11 protein-coding genes are annotated in these 14,122 nt (G+C 72.6%); 8 read left to right on the forward strand and 3 right to left on the reverse strand.

The features are described from left to right. Positions 1-18: 18 nt before the first annotated feature. Positions 19-1,977: an alkaline phosphatase family protein gene (locus LMU33_RS23115; protein WP_228622439.1), complete on the reverse strand. Its 1,959-nt coding sequence runs from the start codon at positions 1,975-1,977 to the stop codon at positions 19-21. 149 nt (positions 1,978-2,126) lie between these two features. Then, a complete protein-coding gene (locus LMU33_RS23120; RefSeq protein WP_228622440.1) occupies positions 2,127-3,743 on the reverse strand; it encodes an acyl-CoA synthetase in 1,617 nt (538 codons plus the stop codon). A 199-nt stretch (positions 3,744-3,942) separates the two neighbouring features. Here LMU33_RS23120 and LMU33_RS23125 point away from each other — a divergent pair, with 199 nt between their 5' ends. The 8 genes from LMU33_RS23125 (at position 3,943) to LMU33_RS23160 (ending at position 11,952) form a co-directional block, all read left to right on the forward strand. After that, a complete protein-coding gene (locus LMU33_RS23125; RefSeq protein ID WP_228622441.1) occupies positions 3,943-4,743 on the forward strand; it encodes a crotonase/enoyl-CoA hydratase family protein in 801 nt (266 codons plus the stop codon). A gap of 177 nt (positions 4,744-4,920) precedes the next feature. Continuing rightward, a complete protein-coding gene (locus tag LMU33_RS23130; RefSeq protein ID WP_228622442.1) occupies positions 4,921-5,862 on the forward strand; it encodes a Zn-ribbon domain-containing OB-fold protein in 942 nt (313 codons plus the stop codon). Next, positions 5,859-6,908, forward strand: a complete 1,050-nt coding sequence (locus LMU33_RS23135; RefSeq protein WP_228622443.1) for a thiolase family protein — start codon at positions 5,859-5,861, stop codon at positions 6,906-6,908. The genes LMU33_RS23130 and LMU33_RS23135 overlap by 4 nt, the downstream gene beginning before the upstream one ends. Beyond that, the gene (locus tag LMU33_RS23140; RefSeq protein WP_228622444.1) at positions 6,905-8,071 is read left to right on the forward strand and encodes a thiolase family protein; all 1,167 of its coding nucleotides are present in this window, start codon (positions 6,905-6,907) and stop codon (positions 8,069-8,071) included. Before LMU33_RS23135 ends, LMU33_RS23140 begins: the two co-directional genes overlap by 4 nt. Positions 8,072-8,153: 82 nt before the next feature. After that, a complete protein-coding gene (locus LMU33_RS23145) occupies positions 8,154-8,396 on the forward strand; it encodes a DUF397 domain-containing protein (protein ID WP_228622445.1) in 243 nt (80 codons plus the stop codon). Between the two features lie 189 nt (positions 8,397-8,585). Beyond that, entirely contained in the window at positions 8,586-9,488 is a 903-nt protein-coding gene (locus LMU33_RS23150) for a universal stress protein (protein WP_228622446.1), read from the forward strand. A 389-nt stretch (positions 9,489-9,877) separates the two neighbouring features. After that, on the forward strand, positions 9,878-11,293 hold the full coding sequence (locus LMU33_RS23155) for a 3-hydroxybutyrate oligomer hydrolase family protein (RefSeq protein ID WP_228622447.1): 1,416 nt from the start codon (positions 9,878-9,880) through the stop codon (positions 11,291-11,293). A gap of 161 nt (positions 11,294-11,454) precedes the next feature. Continuing rightward, positions 11,455-11,952: a glycosyltransferase family protein gene (locus LMU33_RS23160; protein WP_228622448.1), complete on the forward strand. Its 498-nt coding sequence runs from the start codon at positions 11,455-11,457 to the stop codon at positions 11,950-11,952. 15 nt (positions 11,953-11,967) lie between these two features. Here the strand turns inward: LMU33_RS23160 and LMU33_RS23165 are convergent, their stop codons facing one another. Further along, the gene (locus LMU33_RS23165; RefSeq protein WP_228622449.1) at positions 11,968-13,938 is read right to left on the reverse strand and encodes a peptidoglycan recognition protein family protein; all 1,971 of its coding nucleotides are present in this window, start codon (positions 13,936-13,938) and stop codon (positions 11,968-11,970) included. Positions 13,939-14,122: the final 184 nt, after the last annotated feature.

Here is a 14,122-nt window from a genome sequence, read left to right on the forward strand (position 1 = left end):
GGACCGTCGTCGACCGCTTCAGCCCGGTTGTGGCCCGAACGCCTTCAGGAACCGGTCGCGGAAGCTGTCCATCGGCCAGATGGGGGCGTTCGCCGCGGGCTTCAGGCCCTCCGTCCAGCCCCAGCCGGAGATCCGGTCCAGCACCTTGGGGTCCCGGGCGACGATGGTGACCGGCACGTCCTTGCGGGGGCTGTTGCCGGTGACGGTCGGCACGGGCTGGTGGTCGCCCAGGAAGACGAGCACCGTGTTGTCGTTGCCGTAGCGCCGCAGGAATCCGACGAGGCTGTTCAGCGAGTACTCGATGGAGGTGCGGTATTCGCCACGCACGCTCTCCGGGTTCTTCCAGACCTCGTCCTGGGACTTGCCCTCGTTCCTGATCTGCTGGAAGACCGAGCCGTCGCCCAGCTTCGCCCAGTCGACCATGCGGGGCAGGGGCGCCCACGGATAGTGGCTGGAGGTGAGGATGATCTCGGCCATCAGCGGGCCCCGGCCCCGCCTGCCGAACTCCCGCCGCTGGAACGTCTGGAAGGCGAACTGGTCCGGCACCTGCGACCAGCCGAAGTCCGGGCCGTGGTAGTCGAGGTGATGGCCGTCGTAGACGTGGTCCAGGCCGAAGAACCGGCCCTCCGGCCAGGCCACCAGCACCCCCGGCACGACGCCGACCGTGCGCCAGGCGCCGGTGCTGCGGAACGCGCCGGTGAGGGTGGTCCGGTCGCTGGAGGTGAGGCTGCGGAACCGCTGCTGGTTGCTGATCCACAGGCCGGACAGGAACGTCGAGTGGGCCAGCCAGCTGCCGCCACCGGTCACCGGCGAACGCAGCCAGCCGCTGCGGGACCGGAATCCGGCGGCCTTGAGGGCGTCGTCGCTCTCCTTGAGGACGTTGCCGATCGGCGGCCCCATCACCGGGTCCTCGATCGCCGAACGGCCGTAGCTCTCGACGAACGTGAACAGCACGTCCTTGCCGCGCAGGCCGGTCAGCAACTGGTCCGGGGGCGTGTGGGCGAAGGCGTCGCGGGCGGCCTGGCGCTCGAAGAGCCGGGCATCGGCCAGGGAGACGCGGACCTGTTCGGCGCGGTCGTTCAGGAGGCCGGCGTCGAGCGTGGAGGCGACGGGCCCGGCGCCCGTCTGCAGGCCGAGCACGACACAGGTCGTCCAGGCGGTGCTCAGCACCAGGACGACCTGCACGGACCGGGCGCGGTGCCGGGCCAGCACGGTGGCGAGGCGGACCGTGGCACCCGCGGTCAGCAGGAGGACGGCGACCGCGAGGAGCAGGGCACCGGCGCCGGCGACCAGCTCGCCGGTGCGGCCGGAGGTGTCCCGCACATAGTCCGCCGCGTTGCCCAGCAGGCCCCAGTCCAGCACCAGGTCGAAGGGGCGGTACAGCACCGAATAGAAGCCGATGTCCAGGCACTTGAGGAGCGTGACCAGCCCGATCAGCACGCCGACGGCCGCCGCGCCGGCCCGCCTCGCCCGGGGCGGCAGCACGAGCAGCACGGCCGCGAGCAGGATGCCCTCGGCCGGCAGCCGTACGAACGCGGCCGGGGTCAGCCGGTCGGGCTGGTCCGGCAGCAGCAGCGCCGCGAGCAGGACGGCGACGGCGAGGACGGTGGAGCCCACGGCCGCACAGCGCACGATACGGGTCCGGCGGCCGGGCGGGCCGGCGAGCGCGGCGAGGCCCCGCACGATGTGTCCCGGCCCCGCGAGCCGGCCGGCCGCCACGGCAGTGTCCTGCGCGAGGGAGGAGGACCCGTCGGACCGGCCGGTCTCGGCGCCCGAGCCCCAGATGATGCGGACGCGCCGCCGGAGCCGGCCGGCCAGGGCCGGCAGGCCCCGCGCGGCACGCGCGCGCGTGCCGCCCCGGCCGGGTGCCGCGGCCGGCTCCGCCTCCCCGGCGGTCGGGGGAGCCCCGGCCTCCTCCGGGCCGCTGTCCGTCTCGTCTGCGCCCCCCGTCAGGTGGCTAGGCGTGTGGTGAGACACCCGGAGATCCTTCCGTGCGTGGCCCGGTGCCGGTGCGGAAGGCCTCGACCGGCACCCTCGACCGACAGTCACCCAACGTAGTCGAGCGGCGTCGATCGTGCGCGCAGAGTAGTGCTACCGGGTGGGTGGGGCGGGGGACACCCCGGGCGTCACCGCCGGTCGGCCGCCACCGCGACCTCGCGGGCCCACCGGTAGTCGGCCTTGCCGCTCGGGGAGCGCTGGATGGAATCGGCGATCACCAGCTGGCGGGGGATCTTGTAGCCGGCCAGCCGGGTACGGCAGTGGCTCTGGATGTCGGCCAGCGAGGGCTGGGAGGCCCCCTCGCGCAGCTGCACCACGGCCGCCACATGGTTGCCCCAGGTGGCGTCCGGGACCCCGGCGACCAGTGCGTCGTACACGTCCGGATGCGCCTTGAGCGCCTGCTCGACCTCCTCCGGATAGACCTTCTCGCCCCCGGTGTTGATGCACTGCGAGCCCCGGCCGAGCACGGTGACCACACCGTCCTCGTCGACCGTCGCCATGTCGCCGAGCAGCACCCAGCGCTGCCCGTCCCTCTCGAAGAACGTCTCGGCGGTCTTCCGCGGGTCGTTGTAGTAGCCGAGCGGAACGTGCCCGCACTGGGCGACCCGGCCGATCTCGCCCGCGGCGACCGGCTCGTGCGTCACCGGATCCACCACGCGGGTACGGGAGTTGACCCGCAGGCGGAAGCCGCGCTCGGGGCCCGAGTCCTCCGTCGCCGTACCGTTGAAGCCGGACTCGGAGGAGCCGAAGTTGTTGAGCAGCATGGCGTTCGGGACCAGCTCCCGGAACTGCCGGCGCACCGTCTCCGACATGATCGCGCCGGACGAGGACACACTGAACAGGGCTGAACAGTCCGTGCCCTTGAGCGGCCCGCCCAGCGCGTCGATCAGCGGCCGGAGCATGGCGTCGCCGACCAGCGACATGCTGGTGACCCTCTCCTTCTCGACGGTCCGCAGCACCTCCTCCGGCACGAACCTGCGGTGCACCACGACGCGTTGGCCGAAGTTGAAGCCGATGAACGCCGTAAGGGTCGAGGTGCCGTGCATCAGCGGCGGAGTGGGGAAGAAGGTGATCCCGGAGCCCCCGGCGGCGACCCGCTCGGCCAGCTCCTCCGGCGTCTTCACCGGCTCCCCGGTCGGCGCCCCGCCGCCGAGCCCCGCGAAGAACAGGTCCTCCTGCCGCCACATCACGCCCTTGGGCATACCGGTCGTGCCGCCGGTGTAGATGATGAACTGGTCGTCGGCCGAGCGGGCGGGGAAACCCCGGGCCGGCGAACCGGAGGCCTCCGCGTCGCCGAACGGCACCGCCCCGGGCACCCCGGCCGTCTCCGGGCCCACCCGCAGCAGATGCCGCAGCTTCGGTGCCCGCGGCAGCGCCGCCGCCACCCGGTCCGCGAACTCCGCGTCGAAGACCAGCGCGACCAGATCGGCGTCCCGGTAGAGATACACCAACTCCTCTTCTACATAGCGGTAGTTGACGTTGACCGGGACGATCCGCGCCTTCAGGCAGGCCAGCACCGTCTGCAGGTACTCGACGCCGTTGTACAGGTGGAGGCCGAGGTGTTCGCCGGGCTGTATGCCGCTGTCGGTCAAGTGGTGGGCGACGCGGTTGGCGGCCGCGTCCAGCTCCGCGTAGGTCAGGCGGCGCTCCGCGCCGGTGCCGGGATGGTCGACGTACACGAGCGCCTCGCGGTTCGGGACCACGTCGACGACCGACTCGAACAGGTCGGCAAGGTTGTACTCCACCGCTCCTCCTGACCCCGGCAGTCCTGGCGAACAAAGGCGCATCGGTCGTACGCCGGTCATCAGAGCAAAGCCGGCGGCAACTGTGAAGGGCCCGCGCCCAACAAATCTGACTGACTGTCAGAAAACCTCGGAAGCTCCCTTGAAGTGCCTCGCCGCCTGCTGCAACCTGTTCTCGTTCTCACCGAGGGGAGACAAGTCCATGGGCGGGACGGAACACCTCACCGTGCGGCGCGAGGGCGCCACACTGGTGCTCGCGCTCAACAGGCCCGACGCCAGGAACGCGCTCTCGCTTCCGATGCTCGTCGGCCTGTACGACGGCTGGCTCGAGGCCGACGCCGACGACGGGATCCGCTCGATCGTGCTCACCGGCTCCGGCGGCTCCTTCTGCGCCGGAATGGACCTGAAGGCGCTGGCCGGGAACGGCATGCAAGGGGAGCAGTACCGTCACCGGCTCAAGGCCGACCCCGACCTGCACTGGAAGGCGATGCTGCGCCACCATCGCCCGCGCAAACCGGTCGTCGCCGCCGTCGAGGGGTACTGCGTCGCGGGCGGCACGGAGATCCTGCAGGGCACCGACATCCGGGTCGCGGGCGAGTCCGCGACCTTCGGCCTGTTCGAGGTCCGGCGCGGCCTGTTCCCGATCGGCGGCTCCACCGTGCGGCTGCAACGCCAGATCCCGCGCACCCACGCCCTGGAGATGCTGCTCACCGGACGGCCGTACAGCGCCCGGGAGGCCGCGGACATCGGGCTGATCGGCCATGTCGTCCCCGACGGCACCGCCCTCGACAAGGCCCTGGAGATCGCCGAGCAGATCAACGCCTGCGGTCCGCTCGCCGTCGAGGCCGTCAAGGCGTCGGTGTACGAGACCGCCGAGATGACGGAGACCGACGCCCTCGCGGCCGAACTCGCGCGCGGCTGGCCCGTCTTCGACACCGCCGACGCCAAGGAAGGCGCCCGCGCCTTCGCGGAGAAGCGGCGCCCCGTCTACAAGCGTGCGTAACGCTGCGCTGGAGGTGCGGTTCGGACCCGCGGGCCGTGCGTGGCCGGTCGCTCCCCCAGGCTCTCGGCTTCGCTCGGACCCGGGGGACCCCCGGCGCGGCGGAGCCGCACATGTCACCGCCCCGCGCCCCTTTGGGCCGCGACCGCACCGACCTTGCTCGAAGGAGGCAGGTTCCCGATGCCCGAAGTCCTCAAAGCCCCCCTCGTCGTCGAGTTCCCGTTCACCCGTTCCCTCGGCCCCGTCCAGAGCGCCTTCCTCACCGGCCTGCGCGAACGCGTCGTCCTCGGCGTGAAGACCGCCGACGGACGCACTCTCGTCCCGCCGGTCGAGTACGACCCCGTCACCGCCGAGGAACTCCGCGACCTGGTGGAGGTCGCCAACACGGGCACGGTCACCACCTGGGCGTGGAACCACGAGCCGCGCCGCGGTCAGCCCCTCCACGCCCCCTTCGCCTGGGTCCTGGTCCGGCTCGACGGCGCCGACACCGCCCTGCTGCACGCCCTCGACGCCCCCGGTCCCGACTCCGTGCACACCGGAATGCGGGTCCGCATCCGCTGGGCCGGGGAACGCACCGGCGCCATCACCGACATCGCCTGCTTCGAGCCGTACGACGCAGAGCCCCACCGGCCGGGTGGCCACACCGGCGAGTTCGCGGACCCGCTCACCGGGATCGTCGCCCCCGCCCGCCTGGACTACACCTATTCGCCCGGCCGCGCCCAGTCCGCCTACATCGACGCCCTCTCCGAACAGCGCACCGTCGGCGAACGCTGCCCCTCCTGCCGCAAGGTGTACGTCCCTCCCAGGGGTGCGTGCCCCACATGTGGTGTGGCCACAGCGGAACAGGTCGAAGTAGGTCCCCGCGGCACAGTCACCACCTTCTGCATCGTCAACATCAAGGCGAAGAACCTCGACATCGAGGTGCCCTACGTCTACGCGCACATCGCCCTCGACGGCGCCGACCTCGCCCTGCACGCCCGGATCGGCGGCATCCCCTACGACCAGGTGCGCATGGGCCTGCGCGTGGAGCCCGTGTGGACCGAGGGCACCCGCTACCCCGACCACTACCGGCCCACCGGTGAACCCGACGCCGACTACGACACCTACAAGGAGCTGCTGTGACCCGGGAGATCGCGGTCGTCGCCTTCGCCCAGACCGACCACCGGCGCTCCACCGAGGAGTCCTCCGAGGTCGAGATGCTCATGCCGGTGCTCCACGCGGTCCTGGAGCAGACCGGCCTCAGGACCGCCGACATCGGCTTCACCTGCTCCGGCTCCAGCGACTACCTCGCCGGCCGCGCCTTCTCCTTCACCCTCGCCCTCGACGGCGTCGGCGCCTGGCCGCCGATCTCCGAGTCGCACGTCGAGATGGACGGCGCCTGGGCGCTGTACGAGGCCTGGACCAAGCTGCTGACCGGCGACGCCGACACCGCGCTCGTCTACTCCTACGGCAAGTGCTCCCCCGGCTCGGTGCGGGACGTCCTCACCCGCCAGCTCGACCCCTACTACGTCGCCCCCCTGTGGCCCGACTCCATAGCCCTCGCCGCCCTCCAGGCACAGGCCCTCATGGATGCCGGCCACACCGACGAACCCGCGCTCGCCGCCGTCGGTGCCCGCAGCCGCACGGATGCGGAAGCCAACCCGCACGCCCAGCTCAAGGGGCAGGTGCCACAGGGCGACTACGTCGTACGGCCCCTGCGCACCGGCGACTGCCCGCCCGTCGGCGACGGCGCGGCCGCCGTGATCCTCGCGGCGGGGGAGCGCGCCCGTGAGCTGTGCGAGCGGCCCGCCTGGATCCGCGGCATCGACCACCGCATCGAGGCCCACGGCCTCGGCGTCCGCGACCTCACCGACTCACCGTCCACCCGGCTCGCCGCAGAACGGGCCGGCGCCTTCGAACGGCCCGTCGACACCGCCGAGTTGCACGCGCCGTTCAGCTCGCAGGAGGTGATCCTGCGCCGGGCCCTCCGCCTCGGCGACGACGTCCGCGTCAACCCCTCCGGCGGAGCGCTGGCCGCCAACCCCGTCATGGCCGCCGGACTCGTCCGCATCGGCGAGGCCGCCGCCCGCATACACCGCGGCGCGTCCGACCGTGCCCTCGCCCACGCCACCTCCGGCCCCTGCCTGCAGCAGAACCTGGTCGCCGTACTCGAAGGGGATCCACGATGAGCAAGGAGCCCGTGGCCGTCGTCGGTATCGGCCAGACCAAGCACGTCGCCGCCCGCCGGGACGTCTCGATCGCCGGACTCGTCCGCGAGGCAGCGCAAAGGGCGCTTCAGGACGCCGAGTTGACCTGGGCCGACATCGACGCCGTCGTCATCGGCAAGGCGCCCGACTTCTTCGAGGGCGTGATGATGCCCGAGCTGTACCTCGCCGACGCCCTCGGCGCCGTCGGCAAGCCCATGCTGCGGGTGCACACCGCCGGCTCCGTCGGCGGGTCCACCGCGCTGGTGGCCGCGAACCTGGTCGCCGCCCGCCTCCACGGCACCGTGCTCACCCTCGCCTTCGAGAAGCAGTCCGAGTCGAACGCCATGTGGGGCCTGTCCCTGCCGATCCCCTTCCAGCAGCCCCTGCTCGCCGGCGCCGGCGGGTTCTTCGCCCCCCATGTGCGCGCCTACATGCGGCGCAGCGGCGCCCCCGACACCGTCGGCTCCCTCGTCGCCTACAAGGACCGGCGCAACGCCCTGAAGAACCCCTGCGCCCACCTCCACGAGCACGACATCACCCTGGAGAAGGTCCAGGCCTCACCCATGCTGTGGGACCCCATCCGCTACTCCGAGACCTGCCCGTCCTCCGACGGCGCCTGCGCCATGGTCCTCACCGACCGCGCCGGAGCCGCCCGCGCGCCCCGCCCGCCCGCCTGGATGCTCGGCGGCGCCATGCGCAGCGAGCCGACCCTGTTCGCGGGCAAGGACTTCGTCTCCCCGCAGGCCGGCAAGGACTGCGCCGCCGACGTCTACCGGCAGGCGGGCATCGCCGACCCGCGCCGGGACATCGACGCCGTCGAGATGTACGTGCCGTTCTCCTGGTACGAGCCCATGTGGCTGGAGAACCTGGGCTTCGCGGAGGAGGGCGAGGGCTGGAAGCTCACCGAGTCCGGGGTGACCGAACTCGACGGCGACCTGCCCGTCAACATGTCGGGCGGAGTGCTCTCCACCAACCCCATCGGCGCCTCGGGCATGATCCGCTTCGCCGAGGCCGCCCTCCAGGTGCGCGGCCAGGCCGGAGAACACCAGGTCGACGGCGCCCGCAGGGTGCTCGGGCACGCCTATGGAGGCGGCTCGCAGTTCTTCTCCATGTGGCTCGTGGGAGCGCTGCCGCCGGAGACCTGAAAGTCGTCCCCACGTGGCCTGTTGGGCATCGTGAGCGGTCGCTAGGCTGGCCCGCGGACGACGAACCGGGAGGAGCACGGACGTGGCCGAGACCACCACCCAGCAGAAGCCGCTCGCGGGCTGGGACAAACCGGAGCTGGACCTCAGCAAGGCCGAGTGGCAGTCCAGCAGCCGAGGGCTGGGCGATGTCCAGATCGCCTTCATCGAGGGCTTCATCGCGATGCGCAACAGCGGCCGTCCGGAGAGCCCATCCCTGATCTTCACGCCGGCGGAGTGGGGTGCCTTCGTCTCCGGAGCCCGGGAAGGGGAGTTCGACCTCACCTGAGCCGGCCCGGCGGCGAGACGGGCACCACCACCACTGAACCGGACCGGCACCGCGCGTGCACCGGCAGCCGAACCGGGGGTGTTGCGCGCGGATTTCCGGACACGCGACCAGCAGGACCCCGCTGGGACCGACGCCTGCGTCAGGCTGGCCCCAGCAAGGGGAAGGTCGTGTTCCGAAAGGTGAGGGACGATGAGCACTGCGCCGGTCATCGCCGCGGTCGACGGCTCCGACGACAGCTTGCGCGCGCTGGACTGGGCCTTCGACGCCGCCCGCCGCCGCGCCGCAACGCTGCGGGTGGTGCACGTACGGCAGTACGCCGCCTGGGGCCAGGCCGATGTGCTGGTCGCCGCACCGCCCGAGGCGGAGGGCGATCCCGTGCTGGACGACGTCCGCACCCGGCTCGCGAACCGCGGCGCGGAACCCGCCGTCGAGTACGTCGCCGTGGAGGGCGTACCGGGCGCCGTGCTGCCGGAACTCGGCACCGACGCCCAGCTGTTGGTGCTCGGCTCCCGGGGCCGCGGCGGCTTCGCCAGCCTGCTCCTCGGCTCCAACGGGCTCGCCGCCGCCCGGGACGCCGAGTGCCCGGTGGTCGTCGTACCCCGGCCCGGCCGGCAGGTGCACGGCGACGGTGCGGCCGAGCCCGGACCCCGGGTGGTGGTCGGCCTGCACGCCGACAGCCCCGACGAGGCCACCCTCGCCTTCGCCTTCACCGAGGCCGCGCTGCGCGGCGCGCGCGTCCAGGTGATCGCCGCCTATCCGTGGCCGGTGCAGACCTGGTCCGCCCCCGGTCAGCTGGTGCCGCCCCAGATCGACCAGGGCGTCGTCGAGAACGAGACCCGCGCCCTCGCCGAGGGCTTCCTCGCCCCGCACCGCGAGCGGCACCCCGAGGTCCGCGCCGACGCCGAGGCGCTGCCCGGCGACGCGGCCGGCCATCTCGTCGCCGCCTCCAGGGACGCCGAACTGGTCGTCGTCGGCCGGCACCGGCGGCGCCTGCTCGCACCGGCCCGCATGATGGGCTCCGTCACGCAGGCCGTCCTGCTGCACGCGGCGAGCCCGATCGCGGTGGTGCCCCCGGCGGCGCCGGGGGAGTGAGCACCGGGAGCCGGGCAGCGCCGAGGCCGGGTAGGTCACGGCTGCGGTGTCCCGCGCCATGGTGGCGCCCCACACGCCTGCATACGGTCCCGCCATGCCGGCGCTGTGTGCGCCACCCCGAGCCCGCGGCCTTCGTACCGGCCCGTGTCCCTGCCGGCCCACCCGCCGGTCGTCCTGGCCCTGCACGGCTGCACACGGAATCGCGCAGGTCTACGCCGACAACTGCGGCCTGCCCCCAACTCGCCGATCGCTACGGCTTTCTGCGGCACGGTTGGTCATGGTGGCCGACGACGCTGCCGGGGCCGTCTTCATGGCGGCCGCACACATGTCCGGCGCGCCCACTCCGCCCCTAGCCTCCAGCGCGTCCACCCACAGCCGGAGGAACCCGTATGCCGACCACACCGCACAGACGGCCCACCCGCCGAGCCGTACTCCCCGCACTCTCGCTCACCGTGGCCTGCCTGCTGCTGACCACCCCGGCCGCGGCGGCACCCACCGGCACATCCGGCGGCCACTGTGCCGGCCGCACCCACCTCCGGGTGCCCGGCGCCGCCCGCCAGCAGGCCGACTGCCTGGACGAGCTGACCACCGCAGGCACCGTGGCCTCCGGCCACACCGACCCGGCCGACTACGCCGGACTCACCCCCAAGAACCTGCCCACGCCCACCGGCGTGCCCGGCATCCAGATCGACGGCTACTTCCCCGACACCTCCACCACCAACACCAACCACGGCTGGAACCACGACTCCCAGTTCGTCATCCGGCTGCCCGACCACTGGAACGGCGGCCTGGTCGTCGCCGGGACGCCCGGCAACCGCGAGCAGTACGCGAACGACAAGGCCGTCTCGGACTGGGTGCTCGCCCGCGGCTACGCCTACGCCGCGACCGACAAGGGCAACACCGGCACCGCCTTCTACCGCGACGGCGAGCGGCCCGGCGATGCCATCGCCGAATGGAACACCCGCCTCACCCAGCTCACCCGTGCCGCCCGCGCCGTGGTCGCCCAGCGCTACCACCGCCTCCCGGCCCGCACCATCGCCACCGGCCTGTCCAACGGCGGCTACCTGGTCCGCTGGCAGCTGGAGAACCACCCCGAGCTGTACGACGGCGGAGTCGACTGGGAGGGCACCCTCTGGCGCGCCGACGGCCCCAACCTGCTCACCTTCCTGCCGCAGGCCCTGCGCAACTACCCTGCGTACGCCGCCGGCGGCCCCGGAGCCGCCGAGGCCGAGACCGCCCTGCACCGGGCCGGCTTCCCGGCCGGCTCGGAGTTCCTGTGGCCGTACCACTACCAGGTCTACTGGGACCTCACCCAGCGCATCTACCGGGAGGAGCTCGACCCCGGCTACGACGGCGCCACCGAGGCCGGCACCCCCTTCTGCGCCTCCGGCACACCGGGCTGCGACGCCGACTACGACTACGCGGCCAGACCCGCCGCCGTCCACCGCGCCGTCGAGCGGATCGCCCTCACCGGACGCCTCGGCAAACCGCTGATCACCATCCAGGGCACCCTCGATGTGCTGCTGCCGATCAGCCAGGACTCCGACGTCTACGCCCGCATGGTCCACGCGGCCGGGCGCGGCGCCCTGCTGCGCTACTACCGCATCGAGGACGGCACCCACACCGACTCACTCGTCGACGCCTTCCCCGGCCGGCTCCGCCCGATGGTCCCCTGCCACCGCTCGGCCTTCGAGGCACTGGAGCGCTGGATCACCGGCACCGCCCTCCCGCCCGCAGACCACACGGTCCCGCGCCCGCCCGGCGCCGACCCGGCAACGCTGCTCGGCAACTGCCCCCTGAACTGAGCGGCAGCCCCGCGTCCGAGGGGCGCGGGGCCGTGTCCGGTATGCGGTCCCGCCGCGGGCGCGACCAGCCACAACGGACCCGCAGCCGATCGGCGGCCCCGTCACGGCCGTTCCGGCGGAGCCGCTCCGCACTTCCGGCGGAGCCCACGTACCATGGCCGCATGTCGTTCCTCCGCCGCCGCAGCGCCACCCCAGCCGGACCCGACTTCGACGTGCTGGCCATGGACCCGGGCGACTGGCCGGGCAACCTCGGTGCGGGTCTGCTGCCCGCGCCCGACGGCACGTGCCAGGGTGTCTTCCTGCGCTACGACCTCTTCGGCGGCCGCGGCCCCGCCATGATCATCGGCAACCTCCCCGAGGGCTCCCCGGCCCGCGAGGTCGCCGAGGACGAGATCCCCTTCGAGGTGGGCCAGCTGCTGCTCGCGCTGGAGAACGACGAGGAGATCACCGTCGTCGGTGTCGAGGACACCCCGGTCCTCCAGGGCGACAACCTCCTCATCGTGCGGCGGCTGAAGCTGTCCGAGTCCCGGATCTCCTGCGTGCAGTTCGACCGCAGCGACGGCGTCCTCGTCACGATCGCCGCCTGGGACCGCCCCATCACCGACGACCTGTACGCCCTGCTGAAGCCGCTCCCGGCGGAGCTTTTCCAGCAGGGCTGAGGCCACCCGCGCCGGTCAGCCGGCCGAGCCCTCGAGGGTCACGTCCGCGGCGCGGACGAAGGCCACCCGGTGGCCGTACTGGATCTCGTAGTACAGGTCCTTGCCCATCACGACCCGGTGCGAGTCGGTGGTGAAGGTGACCGAGTAGTAGTACTCGCCCGGAACCTCGTCACCGACCACGTACGTCTGCCCGGCCGGGATCGTGTACGGCAGCGGAACGACCGACTGTGCGGGGACGCCCGCCGGATAGGCCTCCTTCTCCGGGTAGGCCCTGCCGTACACCGGGACGCTCGCCAGGCCGTCCTTCGGGGTGATCACCAGGCCCTTGGCGGGCACCGCGGCCGGAGCCGTGCGCGGGTTCTGGAACCAGGCCTTCTGGCCCAGGTACCAGATCGCCGTCCAGTCGCCCCAGTGGTCCGCGACCGCGTACTGCTGGCCGGTGGAGACCCGGGAGGACAGGTCGTTCACGTCCTCGGTCGGGTCCTTCTTCAGCCCGATGTCCTTGACCAGCGGCGCGTTGACGTCGTGGTCCGAGTACAGCCGCACCTCGCTGGAGCCGTGCGCCGTGCACGCCTCGCCGCTAGTGGTGCAGCCCGTGTACACCGGCTGGTTCTCGGCGTAGTCCGGCAGGATCGTCACCAGCCCGCCCTGTTTGCCGGCCGTGCGCCTGAAGGGGTGGCCCAGCAGCTGGAAGTAGTGCCGCCAGTCCCAGTACGGACCCGGGTCCGTGTGCATGCCGGGGATGGTGGACGTGGTCGGGCCGGGCACGTTGTCGTGGCCCAGGATGTGCTGCCGGTCCAGCGGGATGTCGTACTTCCGGGCCAGGTACTTCACCAGCCGGGCCGAGGAGCGGTACATCGCCTCGGTATACCAGGCGTCCGGGTTGGCGAGGAAACCTTCATGCTCGATGCCGACGGACCGGGCGTTGACGTCCCAGTTGCCCGCGTGCCAGGCCACGTCCTTCGCCTTCACGTGCTGGGCGATCAGACCGTCCGTGGAGCGGACGGTGTAGTTCCACGACACATAGGTCGGGTCCTGGATCAGGTTCAGCACCCCGTCCCAGGCGCCCTCCGTGTCATGGATGACGATGTACTTGATGCTCTGCGACACCGGCCGGTCGCCGAGGTCGTGGTTGCCGTAGTCGTCGTTCCCGAACTGCGCGTACGGCGCCCAGACCGCCTCGCATGACACCGAACTCGGACACTCGACGCCGTCCGTCGGCAGCGTGCCCAGCCCGGCCCGCCGCAGTTGGGCGGTGTCGGCGGTCAGCCGCGGCTGGGCGGCGAGCGCGACCAGCTGGCCGTCGTCCGTGGTGCGCTCCTCGCCGGTGCGCAGGACGTCGTACACGTCGTCGGCGTACGTCGCCGCGGTCGCCCCGTCGTCGGCGCCGGAGAAGCGGGCCACCGCGCCGTACCACTCGGCCGGGTCGGCGCTCAGCGGCTCGCCCAGCTCCTTCTGCGCGGCGGCGAGCAGGGCCGCGCCGCCGGCCACGTTGGCCGCCGGGTCGCTGCGCAGCTCCTCGGCCGTCAGGCCGGTCAGCTGCGCCGCCTTCGGCAACGTCTTCAGACGGGCGGGGAGCGCGGACTCGGCCGGCACCTTGACGGCCGGGTGCACGGCGGCGCGCTCGCCGTCTCCGCGGGCGTCCTCCGAGCCCTCGGCGTTGTGCTCCGTGGTGGCGATCGCGGTCCGGGCGTCCGTGAGGTGCATCGGGCCGTAGCCGCCGGACACGCTGGGCGCGCCGGCGTGCCAGTCCCAGCGGGACTGGAGGTAGGAGACGGCCAGCAGGACGCTCTGCGGCACGTGGTACTCGGCCGCGGCGTTGGCGAACGCGTGCTGCAGCCGGTCCGCGGAGGAGTCCGTGGCGCTCTGCGCGGGGGCCGCGCCGAGCAGCGGCACCAGCAGGGCCGCCGAGGCGAGCGGGCCGGCGGCCCGCCGCAGTTGTCTGTGGCCGGGTGCGGACGTGGAATCAGTGGCGGAACCTCGCAATGCGGCCTCCTGTGACGGGCGGGCGTGGCGGGGCGTGCGGCGCCGAGCTGGGTCAGTGGTATCGGCTGGCCGACGATCCGTCAATGATGCCTTCAGGAAGGCCATTTCCCATGTCGCGAAGGGGTTTCGGCGAGTTTCCCGACGGAGGTGCGCGGGCCTGCGGGGCGTCACTGGCGTACACCAG

The organism is Streptomyces barringtoniae, from assembly GCF_020819595.1.
Lineage (GTDB): Bacteria > Actinomycetota > Actinomycetes > Streptomycetales > Streptomycetaceae > Streptomyces > Streptomyces barringtoniae.